Source organism: Candidatus Stoquefichus massiliensis AP9 (assembly GCF_000455285.1).
GTDB classification, from domain to species: Bacteria; Bacillota_I; Bacilli_A; order Erysipelotrichales; family Coprobacillaceae; genus Stoquefichus; species Stoquefichus massiliensis.
In genome coordinates this window covers 275,643-292,291 of sequence record NZ_HG005286.1, presented here as the reverse complement: position 1 = coordinate 292,291, position 16,649 = coordinate 275,643, and the positions used below count along the sequence as shown (strand labels likewise).

20 protein-coding genes are annotated in these 16,649 nt (G+C 30.2%); 5 read left to right on the top strand and 15 right to left on the bottom strand.

Annotation, left to right across the window (positions count from 1 at the left end; all coding sequences use genetic code 11):
- Positions 1–183: 183 nt before the first annotated feature.
- The 8 genes from BN350_RS05585 to BN350_RS05550 form a co-directional block, all read right to left on the bottom strand.
- Complete coding sequence (locus BN350_RS05585; RefSeq protein ID WP_028042708.1) at positions 184–1,140, bottom strand: ribose-phosphate diphosphokinase; 957 nt, start codon at positions 1,138–1,140, stop codon at positions 184–186.
- Positions 1,141–1,158: 18 nt separating this feature from the next.
- The gene (gene glmU, locus BN350_RS05580; RefSeq protein WP_028042707.1) at positions 1,159–2,556 is read right to left on the bottom strand and encodes a bifunctional UDP-N-acetylglucosamine diphosphorylase/glucosamine-1-phosphate N-acetyltransferase GlmU; all 1,398 of its coding nucleotides are present in this window, start codon (positions 2,554–2,556) and stop codon (positions 1,159–1,161) included.
- 79 nt (positions 2,557–2,635) lie between these two features.
- A complete protein-coding gene (gene ispE, locus BN350_RS05575) occupies positions 2,636–3,496 on the bottom strand; it encodes a 4-(cytidine 5'-diphospho)-2-C-methyl-D-erythritol kinase (protein ID WP_028042706.1) in 861 nt (286 codons plus the stop codon).
- A gap of 6 nt (positions 3,497–3,502) precedes the next feature.
- Positions 3,503–4,249, bottom strand: a complete 747-nt coding sequence (locus tag BN350_RS05570; RefSeq protein WP_028042705.1) for a sporulation peptidase YabG — start codon at positions 4,247–4,249, stop codon at positions 3,503–3,505.
- A gap of 25 nt (positions 4,250–4,274) precedes the next feature.
- A complete protein-coding gene (rsmA, locus tag BN350_RS05565) occupies positions 4,275–5,090 on the bottom strand; it encodes a 16S rRNA (adenine(1518)-N(6)/adenine(1519)-N(6))-dimethyltransferase RsmA (protein WP_028042704.1) in 816 nt (271 codons plus the stop codon).
- Positions 5,091–5,127: 37 nt separating this feature from the next.
- On the bottom strand, positions 5,128–5,784 hold the full coding sequence (locus BN350_RS05560) for a LytR/AlgR family response regulator transcription factor (RefSeq protein ID WP_028042703.1): 657 nt from the start codon (positions 5,782–5,784) through the stop codon (positions 5,128–5,130).
- Positions 5,777–6,361, bottom strand: a complete 585-nt coding sequence (locus BN350_RS05555; protein ID WP_028042702.1) for a hypothetical protein — start codon at positions 6,359–6,361, stop codon at positions 5,777–5,779. The genes BN350_RS05560 and BN350_RS05555 overlap by 8 nt, the downstream gene beginning before the upstream one ends.
- A gap of 30 nt (positions 6,362–6,391) precedes the next feature.
- A complete protein-coding gene (locus BN350_RS05550) occupies positions 6,392–6,904 on the bottom strand; it encodes a hypothetical protein (RefSeq protein WP_028042701.1) in 513 nt (170 codons plus the stop codon).
- A gap of 148 nt (positions 6,905–7,052) precedes the next feature.
- On the opposite strand from BN350_RS05550, the gene BN350_RS05545 reads away from it, so the two are divergent.
- Complete coding sequence (locus BN350_RS05545) at positions 7,053–7,556, top strand: transcription repressor NadR (protein WP_315968792.1); 504 nt, start codon at positions 7,053–7,055, stop codon at positions 7,554–7,556.
- A 124-nt stretch (positions 7,557–7,680) separates the two neighbouring features.
- Entirely contained in the window at positions 7,681–8,259 is a 579-nt protein-coding gene (locus BN350_RS05540; RefSeq protein ID WP_028042699.1) for a hypothetical protein, read from the top strand.
- Positions 8,260–8,422: 163 nt separating this feature from the next.
- Here BN350_RS05540 and BN350_RS05535 read toward each other — a convergent pair whose 3' ends face one another.
- The 6 genes from BN350_RS05535 to BN350_RS05510 form a co-directional block, all read right to left on the bottom strand.
- Complete coding sequence (locus tag BN350_RS05535) at positions 8,423–9,445, bottom strand: Rpn family recombination-promoting nuclease/putative transposase (protein ID WP_044600140.1); 1,023 nt, start codon at positions 9,443–9,445, stop codon at positions 8,423–8,425.
- Between the two features lie 195 nt (positions 9,446–9,640).
- Positions 9,641–10,180, bottom strand: a complete 540-nt coding sequence (locus BN350_RS05530) for an RNA 2'-phosphotransferase (RefSeq protein ID WP_028042697.1) — start codon at positions 10,178–10,180, stop codon at positions 9,641–9,643.
- Position 10,181: 1 nt separating this feature from the next.
- The gene (rnmV, locus tag BN350_RS05525; RefSeq protein WP_028042696.1) at positions 10,182–10,703 is read right to left on the bottom strand and encodes a ribonuclease M5; all 522 of its coding nucleotides are present in this window, start codon (positions 10,701–10,703) and stop codon (positions 10,182–10,184) included.
- A 55-nt stretch (positions 10,704–10,758) separates the two neighbouring features.
- The gene (locus tag BN350_RS05520; RefSeq protein ID WP_028042695.1) at positions 10,759–11,187 is read right to left on the bottom strand and encodes a hypothetical protein; all 429 of its coding nucleotides are present in this window, start codon (positions 11,185–11,187) and stop codon (positions 10,759–10,761) included.
- A 54-nt stretch (positions 11,188–11,241) separates the two neighbouring features.
- On the bottom strand, positions 11,242–11,727 hold the full coding sequence (locus BN350_RS05515) for a superoxide dismutase family protein (RefSeq protein WP_044600139.1): 486 nt from the start codon (positions 11,725–11,727) through the stop codon (positions 11,242–11,244).
- 47 nt (positions 11,728–11,774) lie between these two features.
- The gene (locus tag BN350_RS05510; RefSeq protein WP_028042693.1) at positions 11,775–12,185 is read right to left on the bottom strand and encodes an NUDIX hydrolase; all 411 of its coding nucleotides are present in this window, start codon (positions 12,183–12,185) and stop codon (positions 11,775–11,777) included.
- Positions 12,186–12,253: 68 nt separating this feature from the next.
- On the opposite strand from BN350_RS05510, the gene BN350_RS05505 reads away from it, so the two are divergent.
- Positions 12,254–12,955 (top strand): YjjG family noncanonical pyrimidine nucleotidase, encoded by a 702-nt coding sequence (locus BN350_RS05505; protein WP_028042692.1) that lies wholly within the window; start codon positions 12,254–12,256, stop codon positions 12,953–12,955.
- A 9-nt stretch (positions 12,956–12,964) separates the two neighbouring features.
- On the opposite strand, the gene BN350_RS05500 is transcribed toward BN350_RS05505, so the two are convergent.
- The gene (locus tag BN350_RS05500; protein WP_028042691.1) at positions 12,965–15,442 is read right to left on the bottom strand and encodes a YhgE/Pip domain-containing protein; all 2,478 of its coding nucleotides are present in this window, start codon (positions 15,440–15,442) and stop codon (positions 12,965–12,967) included.
- A gap of 154 nt (positions 15,443–15,596) precedes the next feature.
- Here BN350_RS05500 and BN350_RS05495 point away from each other — a divergent pair, with 154 nt between their 5' ends.
- Both BN350_RS05495 and BN350_RS18570 read left to right on the top strand, forming a co-directional pair.
- The gene (locus BN350_RS05495) at positions 15,597–16,022 is read left to right on the top strand and encodes an Rrf2 family transcriptional regulator (protein WP_028042690.1); all 426 of its coding nucleotides are present in this window, start codon (positions 15,597–15,599) and stop codon (positions 16,020–16,022) included.
- Between the two features lie 21 nt (positions 16,023–16,043).
- A partial coding sequence (locus BN350_RS18570; protein ID WP_147573534.1) for a zinc-binding metallopeptidase family protein occupies positions 16,044–16,649 on the top strand: 606 nt, incomplete at its 3' end.

Here is a 16,649-nt window from a genome sequence, read left to right as displayed (position 1 = left end):
AATCATATAAGAACCATACTTATTTGTACATTTAACAAATAATTATCACAATTTATTCACATTATCCATTATTATGAATATATTCTCTAAGATTGTAGACTATTCCTATAATCACAGACATTCTTCATATATTATGTCACTTTTTTATTATTTTAGTAGAAAAAAAGAGTTCTTTTTGAACTCTTAATCTTTAAAATCAAATTGAATAAAAACGTCACTTACAGGTAAATTATTTTCAATACTTTCGATTGTATGTGCTAATAACTCAGCAACACTAATTTCAACTAAATTATCAAATTTCTTTTCTTCTGGTATAGCAATTGTATCAGTAATAACGACTTCTTTAGCAATACAATCTTTTAATCTATCAATTGCTGGTCCAGATAAGACACCATGTGTACAAGCAATATAAACATCTTTTGCACCTTTTTCTTTTAATACTGATGCACCAGCAACAATTGTTCCTGCAGTATCAATCATATCATCAATTAAGATACAGTTTTTACCTGAAACATCACCAATAATACCCATAACTTCTGCAACATTTGGTTTAGGTCTTCTTTTATCAATAATTGCAATTGGACAATCCAAAGCTTCTGACATTTTTCTGGCACGTGTTGCCCCACCATGATCTGGAGAAACAATACATAAATCTTCAATATTTTTATTTTTGAAATATTTGCAAATAAGAGGTAATGCTTGCATCTCATCCACAGGAATATCAAAGAATCCTTGAATTTGTGCAGCATGCAAATCAATAGTCACAACTCTTGTTACACCTGCTACTGTTAATAAATCAGCAACAAGACGAGATGTAATTGGTTGTCTAGGTTTTGCTTTTCTGTCTTGTCTAGCATATCCAAAATATGGCATAATAGCTGTTATTTCTTTTGCTGAGGCTCTTTTTAATGCATCAGCCAATACTAAGATTTCCATTAAATTTTCAGTTACTGGATTAGATGTAGATTGAACAATGAAAACATCTCTCCCTCTTACTGATTCACCAATTTCAACTAAAATTTCACCATCTGCAAAATGATGAACATCACATTTCCCAACTTCAGTACCTAATTGTTCAGCGATTGACTTTGCTAAATCTTGACTTGATGATAAAGCAAAAATAGTTATGTTATTTTTCATGTTTACCTCTTTTTCTCCTTATTTTTTCTTATTTCTTCGTTCGTATTCTTTTTCTCTAATCTCTTTTAATATTTTACTATAACCTTTTTTATTTTCTTGTCTTGCTCTTGCTATAGCCATAGCATCTTCTTCAACTTCTTTTGTAATTGTTGATCCTGCTGCAATATAAGCATTCTTTCTTACTGTTACTGGAGCAATCAAGTTCGTATTACATCCAATAAAGACATTATCTTCAATCTTTGTTAATGATTTATTTTTACCATCATAATTAGAAGTAATCGTTCCACATCCGAAGTTTACATCTTCGCCAACTTCAGCATCTCCAACATAAGTCAAATGTGAAGCTTTGCTGCCTTTTCCAAAAACAGCCTTTTTCATTTCAACAAAGTTACCTAGATGTGCATGTTCCATAATATGACAATTTGTTCTTAATCTTGCATAAGGACCGATATCAACACCATTTTCAATAATTGAATCGCTTAATACAGAAAATTTAATAATAACATCATCTTTAATTTCCATATTGGTAAATTCACAATAAGGACCTATATGACAATGATTACCAATGACTGTCTTTCCTTTAATAATACATCCTGGTTCTATTGTTGTATCCGTACCAATTATAACGTCTCTTCCAATATAAGTATTGGCAGGATCGACAATATTAACACCATTTAATAAATGTTCTTTATTAATACGATCTCTTAAAATCTGTGTAGCCTCTGCTAAAGCAACACGATCATTAATACCACCAACTTCATTAAAATCATTAATCTTATAAGCATCAACCTTTAACCCTTCATCATTCATGATTCCAATGACATCAGTTAAATAATATTCATTTTGAGCATTATTGTTTGTGATTTTAGATAAAGCATTAAATAATGACTGATTATCAAAACAATATTCTCCTGTATTCATTTCAGTAATATTCATTTGTGTATCTAACAAATCTTTAAATTCAACAATACCTTTAACCTGTCCATCAACCTTTACAATTCTTCCATAATGAGTAGATGTATCACAATCGGCACTCATAACTGTTGCTTGATTATGATTTTGCTGATGATAATCAATAATACCCTGTAAAGTTTCTTTACGAATTAATGGTGCATCACCATTCAATACAAGTGTCATTCCCTCTTGATCAGCAAGTTTATCTTTAGCTTGTAATACCGCATGGCCTGTTCCTAATTGTTCATTTTGATAAACAAATGTAACACCATCAACAATTGCCTCAACTTGCTCAGCACCATGTCCAACAACAACAATTGTTTCATCAACGCCCATAGCCCTTAATTCATCAACAACATGATTAATCATAGGCTTATATAAGACCTCATGTACAACTTTTGGTTTCTCAGACTTCATACGAGTCCCTTTACCTGCAGCCAATACAATAGCATATACTTTCATATCTCTCTCTCCTTAACGCCACTATTCTAACAAATATTAGATAAAAAAAAAGAGGAAAGAAGAAATACTTACCTTATTTTCAATATTTTTCTTCCTCTTCCTGTAAGATTTCAGTCTTTCTGACAAAATTATATTTATTTTGAAAATATTCATACCCTAACTCTAGTACTTTTTTATCTTTTGTCATACCAAAGACACATGATCCACTGCCTGACATTAATGCTCCATCAAAACCAATTTCTATCATTTCTTTTTTTATTAATTGAATATCCGGAACAATTTCTAATGAAGGTGCTTCTAGAGTATTACCTAAGCTTTGAATAACAGATGGATAATCATTATCTTCAATAGCCTGTTTCATTTTTAATATATTGGGATGAACTGCATTATTTAAATCAAGCATACCAAATGATTTTTTTGTAGGAACTCCTTTTTTTGGCTTAACCAATAATAGATAGCAATGAAACTGATGATGAATAAAGTCAAGTTTTTCACCAATACCTCTAACTAATGCCATTTGCTGATAAATACAGAACGGAATATCAGCACCTACTTCTTTACCTATCGCTGCAAGAGTTTCTAATGAGAGATTTAAACGAAACATTTGATTCATTGCTCTTAATACAGCTGCTCCGTCAGCACTTCCACCAGCCAATCCTGCCTGTGTTGGAATATGCTTATAAATATGAATCTTAATTCCTGACTGAATATCATAACGTTCAATCAATATTTGCGCAACCTGATACATGATGTTTTTTTCATCAGTAGGCATACGATAGGTATTAGAAGTTATTTCAATGCCTGTATCAATACGATCAATATAAATTAAATCATGCAAAGTGATAGGTGCCATAATCATATCTAGTTCATGATAACCATCTGCTCTTTTTCTGACAACATCCAATGCTAAATTAACCTTTGCATAAGCTCTGACTTTCATTTTTCTTCATCCTCTCGTTGGATATATTTTACGGGCAACACCCTTTGTATCAATACCACCAATTCCACTTTGTTTATGTGAGGTATGATTAATAATACCTTCAATATCACAATAATTTCTAACACTTTCATTAGCAACCAAACTTGCTACATATACCGGATCCAAAGCATGTATGTTAATACGCTTAGGACTTGATGCAAAGTTTGCTCCACTCGCTAATAACATTTCATAATATGACTGACATGCTCCTGCAATAATTATTAAAGCATCTTTATCTTCCTGATAGCTTCTTGCATTCTTAATTGCTTCAACATAATCATAAGAATGCTGATACTGACTAATATCGGCTTTATCTCTAGATTTTCTTAACGCATCATGACCAGTAATCACTAAAATTTGAGGTTTATGCTTTTCTAACAATTCCACAACATGATCTTTCATTTCACCCTCTGGCATGTAATAACAATCTGCTCTTATCTTTAATTCCTCATATTTCTTTTGGCACATATTCAGATACTTCTGATCACCATCAAGATGTAATACTTTTCCTCTTATGACAGGTTGTCTTTCAATCGTAAAATCTTCTTCTTGTCTTGACTGAACTTCACTTAACTCAAGATCATCAATATCACTATCAGCAATCAATCTCAGTTCAACACCTCTTAAATAATACACATTATCTTTAATATCAAAAATTTCAAACAGAATATCCCTTTGATACTTCTTTCTAACAACATAATCTCCAATTTTCATAAACTCACCATATTAATATATGAATTTATAAAAATTGTGTGAGTTTTAAATAATCCTCTATTTTTAATTCTTCTGGTCTTTTGTTTTCTTTAATATGACATTCTTCTAAAATATCTTTTGTTTTTTCATGAAACAATCCTTTTAAATTATTATATATTGTTTTTCTTTTTTGTGTAAAAGCAGGTTTTAATATAAAATTTAATAAAGGATTATATTCTCTATTTAATTCAATTCTAATAATAGCACTATCAACATGGGGTGCTGGAGAAAATACATTCTTAGATACTATCATGTCTAAAGAAATAGATCCTACACTTTCTATCATAAACGTTAATGGGCTATGATAATTTTGATCAGTTAATTTAACTGCCACTTCCTTTTGTACCATTGCATGAATACTTGATAATTGTGAATTAGAAGTTATAATATGTTCTAAAATATCAGATGTAATATAATAAGGTAGATTTGCGACTATACAAACTCTGTGATATCTCTTTTTCAAATCATCAACAACATTCTTTAAATCAACAGTTAAAAAATCTTGATATATAACCTCAATATTCTTAAATTCACCTAAAGATTCTTCTAAAACGTCTTTTAATCTTGTATCTATTTCATAACATAATACATGTCCTGCATGATAACTCAATTGTTCACTTAATGCTCCTATACCTGGACCAATTTCAATGACACATGTGTCTTTATCAATATTTGTTGTATTGACTATTTTCTTAATTGTATTAAGGTCTATTAGAAAATTCTGTCCATATTTCTTAGATGCCTGTATCTGATACTTATCCAATAAATAGACCGTATTTGATTTTTTCGCTATGTCTTTCATTTCATCACCTGAAACTATTATATCATAAACAAACTCATTAGAATATATCTTCATTATGTTGATTCATTAAAATATTTTTGTATGCTCTTCCTATTGGAACTTCACTACTATCTTTCAAATATACTACTTTTGAATCATACTTTGAAATCATTTGTTTATTAATAACAAACGACTTATGAATCTGAATAAAATCAAACATTCCTATTTCATCCATTAAATCTTTTAAGTTTTTTCTTTCTTGCAGTTCACCATTAATAGAATGAATAATAATCCTATGACGTAATGACTCTATATAATAAATATCTGATAATCTTATTTGAACTTGCATTGTTCCTTTTTGATAAACATAAAAACGAAAATGTTTCTGTATTTGTTGACATATATTTTCTTTTTGTTTAATGAGTTCAGATTCTAAATGATTAACTCTAAAATAATATTGTATATGATATTCTAAACTTGTTTGGATAATTGAAAACTCTTCTGGTCCAATGATATAAATAAGAGTATCCTGATTACGTTTAATATTTTGATATTTTTGAAAATCTTCTTGCTTATTAATTTCTATAAAATAAATATCATATTGTCTGCTTATATCAAATTTCTGTATTTCGCATTCTTTAATATCCTTTTTTATAAAGTATTGGACGATTTGATAATGTATTTTATCTGTGGATATGACTGTTGTTCTAATCATGATGACTAGCCTCCAGTTCTTCTAAATAATAAGATAAATACTGTCCTGTTTTTAAATATTCTAAAATATCGTAGGGATCTTTGAAATTTATACCTTTAGACTGCATAAAGACAATAGCTTTATTAAATGATTTTCTATCCCTTGTTACTAAAGCTTCAAAAGTATATATGGATCCATCAAACATATGTGTTTCAAATAATAAATCATATCCTATACCACCAAAAGGAAATCTTGGAACTCCATTATATGTGACATAAATATAATCTATTTGATCTAAACAAAGCTTCATTTGATAAATAGGTTGACGATGCCATATAAACTGATAAAAACTGATAATCTTATCTAGAAATGTATGGTGATAAGTATACAGTAAATGATGTTCATCTACTTTCCACATCATTTGACAATAACTAACACCAGGCAAAATAATTACAAAAGCAACGATGACTAATACCAATGCAACAATTCTCATTCCTTGCCATGCATGACTATCAAATAAAATCCATGCCGCAACTAGAGTAAGAACGGTATAAATTAATGCTGATTTTAATTTTGGTCTTCCAACAATTTTTTCCATAAACAATCTCTCTTTCCTATTTAAATATATTTATTTATTACGTATATATATCCATCCAGATACAATAACCATAATCAATGCAATAATCAAATAACTATGATGTAAAAGAAATCCAATAAATGATTGATTATATGAAGCAGATGGATAAAGGATTGTCATAAAGCCATAAATAATCAATAAGAATAATCCTTCTTTTAACCCAAGCGCTGCAAGATTTTGATGTTTCTGCTGAGATATATCTTCTTTAAAAACATCATTTCGATTTTGTGTATCTTTGTAAATAATATCATAGTTTGTATTATTGTGAGAAACAAATTTGTGCCATTCTTCCTCTTTAAGTTGTTGCCATTGTTCTGACTCCTTGCTGATTAACTGATATATTCTATTTTTATGAGGAGCCTTTATAAACTGCAAAATTTGAATATCAAGCGGAACAAATAAAGCCATTGGTATCATTGATTGCAACACATATCCTTTCTTTGCATACTTGTTTAAATACCTTTCCATACCTTCACTACTTAAAAATATTTTTATTCTATACATATAAATATCCTCCTTACAATTTCATTATACGCACATAATTTTTAAAGAAAATACCTCTGACCTCAACGACTAGAAATCGACATTAACAACATCTTCTTCATTGAAAAAATTAAAAAATCATATATAATTGAAAAAAGAGGTGAGTACCATGGATAGAAAAGAAAAAATTATAAAAACAATTAAAAAAAGTGATAAACCCATTTCCGCAAGTAAATTAGCATCTCAATTTGGAGTCAGCCGACAAATTATTGTAGGTGATGTCGCTTTATTAAGAGCAAGTGGATATAATATTATTGCGACACCTAGAGGATATATACTAGATGAACAAAATAATGAATATATTTATACAATTGCTGTAAAGCATGATCAACAATCCTTAGGCGATGAATTGTATACTATTGTTGATTTAGGGGGTTCTATTATTGATGTGATTGTTGATCATCCTATTTATGGACAACTAACAGGAAAACTTCATATTTCTTCACGTTATGATGTTGATCAATTTCTTAAAAAGGTAGAACATGGAAAAGCCAAACCTTTAAGCCAATTAACAGATGGTTTGCATCTTCATACTATTCAATGTCAAAATGAAGATGTTTATCAAAGAATTATAAAAACATTAGATGAAAAAGGATATCTTTTTACCAAATAACCTTCTCGATAGCATGTAAGTGCTATCTTTTATTTTTATCTTGACAACCTTTCATTTGTGTATATAATAGGTCATAACATGTGTCATGACACATGTAAAACATATAGTAAAGAGGAGAGGTATTATGAATACACATAAAAAAATACAGACTATGGTTCTTTCAGCATTATTGATTGCTGTGGGAATTGTTATTCCAATGATTTCACCAATTAAGATTTCAGTTGGACCAATGTCATTCACTTTAGCATCACATGTTGCTATTATGATAGCATTATTTGTTTCACCTGTGGTTGCAATTGCTGTAGCATTAGGAACAACTTTAGGTTTCTTATTAGCAGGATTCCCTATTATTGTTGTGTTACGTGCTTTATCTCATGTTATTTGGGCAGGTATTGGTGCTTATTATATTCAGAAAAATACAGATTTATTTCAATCACCTGTTAAGACTTTTGGTTTTAATCTAGCCATTGCTATTCTTCATGCGATTGGAGAAATGGTTGTTGTTATTCCATTCTATTGGGGAGCTGGTATGGATGTACAAGCATTCTTCTATATGGTCTTTGGTCTTGTTGGATTAGGCACAATTATTCATAGTTCAGTTGACTTTGTTATTTCTTTAGTTGTTTGGAAAGTATTGTCTAAAAATTCAAGCATTGCTAATATTGCTAATGTAAAAACTGTATATCTTATTAAAAACGCATAAAATAATAGTAGTGAGTCATAAGTAAATAAATACTTATGAATTCACTACTTTTTTATACAATATATTTTCCTCGCTATAAAATCAAAAAGAAAATCTGTCGATAACACCAACTGTTCAACAATATATCTTATACTATCTATATCCTAAGCATAGAATCTTTCTATTATTTTAATGCATCTAGAATATCATCTTCTTTTTCGATACTAAAGATTCTAGCCTTTAACTGATTAAGCTGTTCATCTGTACTTCTTCCTATTTCTATTTCAATATTTGGTGATAGCTTACCTAGCTTTAACTTAAGCAAATCTACCAATGTCTTGATTGATCCAGACTTTTCACCTTTACCAATTCCAATCTTTATTCCACGATCTTCCCCAAGTTTTACGCCAATTCCAATTCCACGTTCTTCTCCAATCTTAATCCCTCGATTTTCTCCAATCTTTTCACCTTCTGCTCTAAATTCTCTAATTGCTGTACACATGTTAATTTCCTCCTTTTCTTCTTTTTCTATATAGTCAATCAATTCCTCAACTCTTATAAGAGTTGAAACAACTATTGCCTCTTCCTTGCTTAACGTCATATCTGCTACACTGCTTATATCCTTATCCCAGGCATAGAATCTCTGTACTGCCATAACAACTTTCTCATTGTCACTGCATCTTAGTTTTACAGTATCCATCTCCTTCATATCCATAATATTCCCATTCCAGTCATTAATCTTATCATCAATCACTTCTGGAATAAACATACGGTCCTTAAAGGTCTTTGGCTTAATCCAGTATGCTTCACCAGTGTAGATGACAATCGTCACAACTGGTATAGGATGCAGAGATTGTCTTTTGCTTATATCGCATAAGTTGAACTGCTGGTTGTAGGTTGCATGATCATAGGTGAGAACACGCTTGCACATAGAATAGTCTATCCTCTGCTGATGTTCAATCGCAATGAGAACAGACATTCCATCAATCTCAGCAAGCATCATGTTATCCCTTCTTCGCTCTACAGACTCAATGACATTGCTGTCATGGAGGACTGTCGAGCTATCGGTATCCCAAGGATAAAGCAACTCCTGCTTAATGATTTCTTCGCCACCAAAAAGCACAAGATTGGCAAAGTCAGCAAACCTTTCAGGCTTCTTAATATACTCAGCAAAGACATGCGATGGTTTCGTTTTTAATATAGTCATTCATATACCTCCCTTTTTTGTTTTTATAGTTAAAGGATTCATACATATTTGTGAGGTATATCTTAAGGATATTATACAATAATTGCTTAAAGAAAACAATTATCAATGATAAAAATACCCCTCTACTATATATATACGCATTTATTTTCCATTTTTCTTTTTTTATTTGCAAAAAAATAAAAAAAGATTCCTTTTTTAGGAATCAAGCACTTTTATATATTGTATAGGTATAGAATCTGATAACCAAACTGTTTCATTGCCTAAGTAAAAACTAATCCCATTACGATAAGCTTCAATAGCATTTATCCGTAGAATAATAGGATGTGAATCATGACGTTTTCCTACTTTTATGGCAGTTTCTTGATCAGCAGATAAATGGACATATTGTCTATTCATTGGTAAAAGACCATCTTTCATAATTGAATCAAGAAATCGTTTTGCTGTTCCATGATATAGTACTTTAGGTGGTTCCATAGGAATCCTTTTAATTTTTTGTTTCAATGAATGCCCATAGTAAGCTCTTATTTTATGATTCTTTAATTCATATCTTTGTTTATCAGAATGTTCCATAATATCCAATATATCCGCTTCTGTTAATACTCCATATTTATCTTCTAAAGCATGAGAAAGCTGTTCAACCCGAACCCAGCCTTCTTCATCCATATCTAAATGGTATTTTTCAGGATGGTGTCTTAATGCAAAAGAGATTTCCTTTCCTAATTTTATATAATTCATCTTATTCCCCTAACTTCTTTAAAATATCTTCTTTTGAAATATGAGCCATATTCAATCTTTTATATAAAGTTTTTGCATTGCCATATCCCAAATGAAATAAATCATATATCTCTAATCTTCGTTTTTTATCTCCAATAATATCCAACGATATAAATTCTTGCCATGTAATTGTTTGAATATCTTTAGTAAAAGTTACAACATTCTGTAATGCTTCAATAATGGCTTCTTCTCTTGCCTCTGCTATTCCTAATTTTTTCTTTCCAATAGCATCTTTTTTATCAACAAATGCTTGTTTAACATGAGGAACTCTTTCCATAATCATATTTCTAATTCTCATTCCTGGATAATCCGGATCTGTCAATACTATGACACCTCTTGTTTGATTAGTTTGCTCAATCAAATCCAATATTTTATCATCTATTGCTAGTCCATGTGTTTCTATTGTGTCCGCATCAAATAACTTTTTAATAATGGCTGTATCAGTCTTCCCTTCTACAACAATAACTTCCTTAATCTTTTCCACTTTTATCACCAAGTTCATTATACTATGACAAAAGAAAAAGGAAAGATAAACTTTCCTATTTTAAACCTCTAAATATACCTAAAACATCTTCAGATAATCCATCAGAAACAATTATCATATGACCATTGACCTCTACCTTACGACCATCTTCTCCTAATTTCTTCTCTTTAACAATACGATCATAATCATCACCATCTTCATAACGATAAACATCAATATTACCATTTTCAGTGACATAGCGATAACCTTCAGCACCACCAATAGAAGCAGCGTCTAATACATTTTTAGAAGAATAAGTGATATTCTTATCTTTTAATCCACTTTCAAAACGTGTATACCAATCATCATTTTGATTATTTGTATTATTCCTGTTATCAGTGACATTACTATTAGAAGAATTATTGTCCTTATTGTTATTTGGAGTATCATTACTACATCCTGTAAATACTGTTAAACATAATAAAAGCATTAATAATTTTTTCATTTTTCTTACCTCCATATAATTATCATGCTCATTATATAGAAGAATATACATTTTCTAAGAAAAACGTTGAATCTCTCCACAAGCTATTTTTTCACCAGCGTTACCTGCCGGTTGACTATGAAAATCGTCTGCATTTTCATGAATAACAAGTGTTCTATCAATAATATCTTTTGGTTTAAACTTATCTACATATATAATACCCCATGCTCTTCCCTTTACAGCACATAATGGAGGTAAATCTCCTAAATGTAAAGGATGTTCTTGCTTTGTAGGATTAAAATGTCCTTTGGTTTTTTCATAAGCCGTTTTTGTATCATTGATACAGCTATTCCCTTCATGAATATGAAAACCATAAAATCCACTTTGATTTATTTTTGGTAAACCCATGATTTCATACACCATAATAGTCCCAGCTAAATAAGGATAAAAACATACTGTTCCAGTTATATTTTCACCCATGACATATGCAAAAGCATATGGTTTTTCATTAATCACAGTTGCTAAAATATGACTTGTCATTTTTGTTGGTTTTATTTCCATTTGCATCACCAACTCACTATATGCAACAGTCCTTCAATTCATACCAATCATAATATCTCTTTTTTATTCAAATGAATACTATATAGAATATGTCCAATATTCCCATAACCTGCAAAACGCTGAACATCAAAAAAATTCTCGCTTAAAGAAATCCATTCCAAATCATTTTCATCTCCATAAACCTCTATAAATTTATCTAATTTCCCCGTCCATACTTCTAGTATCATATCTTCAAAATAATAAATCATATCATGAACATGTTTTAAAGTCAGATTCTTACGATTAATATGTGTTTCTTCATATAATTCACGATATGCTGCTTGTTCACTTGTTTCATCATCATTTATTTTTCCACCTACAAAATTATATAAACCACTAAATGGATCTTTTCTTCTTAAACACATTAAAACATTTTGATAATTTTTATCAAATATAACAATAATATTATACTTCTTCATACTTTTCCTCTTTTCTTATTCATAATCATAACAAATTTGTTTATAATAAGAAAGAATTGGAGGTTAATATGACAAAATATACAACTTTATTATTTGATGCAGATGGAACTCTTTTAGACTTTCATGCAGCTGAAAAACAAGCACTAATCAATACGTTTCAAAAATATCAAATTCCTCTTACATCACAGTTAAAAGAAGCATATGAAAAAATCAATACTTCTTTATGGAAACAATTTGAAGATGGAATCATTGACAAAAAAACAGTCGTTTATACAAGATTCGTTCAACTATTTCAAGAATTCAAAATTCATGCAGATGGTATAGCTTTTGAAGACGATTATCAAAACTCTTTAGGATTAGGTCATAATCTTTTACCATATGCAAAGGAAGTTATTCAAACACTTTCCAAAGATTATCAGCTTTATATAGTAACGAACGGTGTATCACAAACACAATATAGTCGTATGAAAGAAAGTGGACTAGATGTATATTTTCAAGATATTTTTGTATCTGAAGATACAGGTTATCAAAAACCAATGAAAGAATATTTTAATTACTGTTTTCAAAGAATTAAGAATTTAGATATTGATAAAACTTTAATCATTGGTGATTCTTTATCTAGCGATATACAAGGTGGAATCAATGTTGGTATTGATACATGCTGGTATAATCCTAAATATCTGGAAAACACAAAACAGCTACCTATCACTTATACCATTTCAGATTTAAGAGAATTATATACTATATTAATAGAAAAACATGAATCGTAATGATTCATGTTATTTTTCTTCATTGACATTTTCAAATGCTTGAGGAATAAGATGTTTATCTTCTTTATTTTTCACTTGGAAATAAACAATTGTCAAAGCAGAGCATACAATAAATATTCCTACAAATACCCATATTTCTGTTGTCAATGATGCAGTTGCCATACTAATAACCTTTCTAAATCCATTGACACTATAAGTATAAGGCATAAATGCATGGATAGTTTTATAGAATGCACCTGATGTTTCTAATGGATAAGTTCCAGCAGATCCACCTAGATTAACTATCATAAAGACAAGTAATAAGAAATCTCCAATATATCCTGTTGTCATACTTAACAACATCACAATTGACATATAAGCTGCTGAAACAAGAATTGCAAAAAGATATGTCATCATTAACTGTTGTGGTTCAAAACCATTGATCATTCTTAAGCATGTAATCATAACAATAGCAGCTACAGTTGAAATTGTATACATAACACTTGCTTTAGATAACCAATACTTCCATCCATTTTCAGCATTTTTAATTCCATGTCTAATTGGATACATAAGTACAAAGGCTAATGCTGTCACATATAATGCAACACTCATCATATAAGGTGCCATTGCGTGTCCATTGTTTTCAACAGTAGATATTTCATTATGAGTTGTATCCACTGGTGCAGCCACCATATCAAAAGTTGAATTATTTGTATTCATTTGACTTTGCTTTGCACCATCTTTTAAACTTGTATCTAATGTTGTCACACCTTTATTGACTTCACTTAGTCCATTACCTAAAGTCATAGATCCATTAGATAATTGTTGTGCACCATTGCTAATTTGTCCTGCTCCACCATTTAATTGACTAGTTCCAGAAAGCAATGTTTGATTATTAGAGACTAATTGAGAAGTTCCTGTATAAATCTGGCTTGCTCCAGTATCTAATGCTTTAATCCCACTAACAAGAGTTGGTGTCTGTGAAACAAGAGTTCCAGTTCCATTAGCTAAATCAGAAACACCATTTTTTAATTTTTTATTATTATCAACGAGTTGTGATAATCCTGAATTCACTTGATTGACTCCTGCTGTATATGTCTGAACTCCAGTTAGTAAAGAATCCTTTTTATCAACATTTCCATTCATAGGCTGACCTTTTTGATTAATAGTCATATAACTTCCACCACTAATATTAGCATTCATTTGTCCTAAACCAGCTTGAACTTGTTTTGTTCCAGCAACTAAACCATCAGTTTTATCACCATTAGATAATGTACCACCATTAATAGCTATATTTAAATCGTTCATTCCTATACTGACTTGTTGAATGAGTTGATATGATGAAGGTAAATCATTCGTAATTCCAAACCTTGTTAATAGTGTTTTCGTTCCCTCATCAAGCTCATTTAATTTTAATCCTTCTGAAGTAATCTTTTGAGCTAATTCACCTTTTCCATTTTTTTGAAGTCCAGCAATTAATTGTTGATACTTATTTAACTGTTCTTGACTGCTACTTAAAGTACTTGATAACTTGGAAACACCATCTACAACTTTTTGATTCCCTTCTACCAGTTGTTGTGTTCCAGTTGATAACTGATTGACACCATTCACAAGTTTAGTACTGTTAGAAACTAATTGTTGAGTTCCAGCATAAGCTTGATTAACACCATTAGTGTATTCATTAACACCAGATTTTAAAGCAACTGCTCCATCATTTAAATCGTTTACTCCTTGAGATAATGCACCTGTTGATTGGTTTAAAGTATTCAACCCATTTTTTAATGTATATACCCCATTATTAACAGTAACGACTCCATCAGTATAATCTTTTAATCCATGAGTTAAAGTATCTGCTCCATCTTTAAAAGTTAGTGAACTAGAAGCCAGAACTTTTAAATTATCAGAAATTGTTTTATTTCCATCAATAAGTTGATGAACCCCATCAGATAATTGACCAGTTCCATCACTTGCTTCTCCCAATCCTTGTGACAGTACATCAATTGAATCAAAAATAGTTTGAGCATATGTCTTTGTTACGCTAGAAGAAACTTCTGCTTTTATTTTTGCAATAGCAGAGTCATCCATTTTAGAAGCAATATAGTTTGTTCCTGGATTGGTTGTATAATTGATAATCATTTTTTGTGGCTGATTATCTAAAAGTGTTGTTGCATTCTTTGAAAAATCTTCTGGAATAGTAATAATCATATAATACTCACCATTCTCTAGACCATCCATAGCATTTTTTTCATTAACAAAGTGGAAATCCATAGACTCATTATCTTGTAAATTCTTAACAAGTTCTTCCCCTACACCTAATTTTGAGTCATTATATGAGACTTCTTTATCTTCATTGACGACCGCTACAGGAATACTTCCTGAATTTCCATAGGGATCCCACATAGATCCTAAGAACACACATGAATAAATACTTGGTATTGCAATAACCGCCACCATTACAACTATAATCCAAGCATTATGGAAAACATTCTTCCATTCTTGTTTAACCATAAGAATCCTTCTTTCTTCATTTTATCTATAGACATTATTTATCTATGGATATATAATGTCTATAGAGTATTATAGTGAAAAGTATATAAAAGTCAACTCTTTTAGATACAAAATGAAATTTTTTTGTTAAAATAGAATAAGAAGGTGAATTGATATGAAAATTAGACAAAGTTTTGAACAAGCAATTTGTATACTATTATTAATAGGCGCAAGCGAAAAACCTATTAAAAGTCATGAATTAAGTCAGAAGTTAGATGTTTCTGATTCTTATTTAAAAAAAGTCACAAGACAATTGGTAATATCTGGATTAATTACATCAAAAGCGAGTAAGTTAGGTGGATTTGTATTAAATAAGAATCTAGAAGAAATATCTTTTTTAGATATTTTTGAAGCAATTGAAGGAAAAGAGAAATTTGTTGAAACAACACATCTTGTTGAAAAAGTATTTGATCCTTCTTTAAAAGTAAAAGAAACCGAACAAGTTATTGTTGATTATCTCAATACTGCTGAAAAACAATATAAATCAAAACTTCAAGAAATTACGCTTGAGCATATCTTTAAGTCAGCTCACCATATATAGTATGTATAAAGGAGAAAATTAATGAAAGAATATATTTGTCATTTTTTAAGAAGTATTATGGATATTGATAGTCCATCTGGATATACAAAAGAAGTTATTGAATATTGTGAAAAGGAAGCTCAGCAATTAGGCTATAAAACAACAAAAACTCATAAGGGAAATTTAGAAATACATATTGAGGGTAATGATGATTATACAGTGGGGTTTTGTGCTCATGTTGATACTTTGGGATTAATGGTAAGAAGTATTAATAGTGATGGAACTTTAGCTTTTACCAATGTTGGTGGTCCTATCATTCCTACCTTAGATGGAGAATACTGTCGCATATTAACAAGGGATAATAAAGTATATACGGGAACAATTCTTTCGTCATCACCAGCAGCTCATGTTTTCAAGGATGCAAAAGATAGAGAAAGAACTTGTGATACAATGCATATTCGTATTGATGAGATTGTGAAATCTAAAGAAGATGTTCTTGCATTAGGTATCAATAATGGTGATTATATTGCAATTGATCCTAAAACAGAAATAACTCCTTCAGGTTTTATTAAATCAAGATTTCTTGATGATAAAATGAGTGTAGCCATATTATTTGGTATGTTAAAGACATTACATGATCAGAAAAAG

Bases quoted from the DNA above. Each gene is read 5' to 3' on its own strand.
- BN350_RS05585 (WP_028042708.1), bottom strand. From the start codon at position 1,140: ATGAAAAATAACATAACTATTTTTGCTTTATCATCAAGTCAAGATTTA.
- glmU (WP_028042707.1), bottom strand. From the start codon at position 2,556: ATGAAAGTATATGCTATTGTATTGGCTGCAGGTAAAGGGACTCGTATG.
- ispE (WP_028042706.1), bottom strand. From the start codon at position 3,496: ATGAAAGTCAGAGCTTATGCAAAGGTTAATTTAGCATTGGATGTTGTC.
- BN350_RS05570 (WP_028042705.1), bottom strand. From the start codon at position 4,249: ATGAAAATTGGAGATTATGTTGTTAGAAAGAAGTATCAAAGGGATATT.
- rsmA (WP_028042704.1), bottom strand. From the start codon at position 5,090: ATGAAAGACATAGCGAAAAAATCAAATACGGTCTATTTATTGGATAAG.
- BN350_RS05560 (WP_028042703.1), bottom strand. From the start codon at position 5,784: ATGATTAGAACAACAGTCATATCCACAGATAAAATACATTATCAAATC.
- BN350_RS05555 (WP_028042702.1), bottom strand. From the start codon at position 6,361: ATGGAAAAAATTGTTGGAAGACCAAAATTAAAATCAGCATTAATTTAT.
- BN350_RS05550 (WP_028042701.1), bottom strand. From the start codon at position 6,904: ATGTATAGAATAAAAATATTTTTAAGTAGTGAAGGTATGGAAAGGTAT.
- BN350_RS05545 (WP_315968792.1), top strand. From the start codon at position 7,053: ATGGATAGAAAAGAAAAAATTATAAAAACAATTAAAAAAAGTGATAAA.
- BN350_RS05540 (WP_028042699.1), top strand. From the start codon at position 7,681: ATGAATACACATAAAAAAATACAGACTATGGTTCTTTCAGCATTATTG.
- BN350_RS05535 (WP_044600140.1), bottom strand. From the start codon at position 9,445: ATGACTATATTAAAAACGAAACCATCGCATGTCTTTGCTGAGTATATT.
- BN350_RS05530 (WP_028042697.1), bottom strand. From the start codon at position 10,180: ATGAATTATATAAAATTAGGAAAGGAAATCTCTTTTGCATTAAGACAC.
- BN350_RS05520 (WP_028042695.1), bottom strand. From the start codon at position 11,187: ATGAAAAAATTATTAATGCTTTTATTATGTTTAACAGTATTTACAGGA.
- BN350_RS05515 (WP_044600139.1), bottom strand. From the start codon at position 11,727: ATGGAAATAAAACCAACAAAAATGACAAGTCATATTTTAGCAACTGTG.
- BN350_RS05510 (WP_028042693.1), bottom strand. From the start codon at position 12,185: ATGAAGAAGTATAATATTATTGTTATATTTGATAAAAATTATCAAAAT.
- BN350_RS05505 (WP_028042692.1), top strand. From the start codon at position 12,254: ATGACAAAATATACAACTTTATTATTTGATGCAGATGGAACTCTTTTA.
- BN350_RS05500 (WP_028042691.1), bottom strand. From the start codon at position 15,442: ATGGTTAAACAAGAATGGAAGAATGTTTTCCATAATGCTTGGATTATA.
- BN350_RS05495 (WP_028042690.1), top strand. From the start codon at position 15,597: ATGAAAATTAGACAAAGTTTTGAACAAGCAATTTGTATACTATTATTA.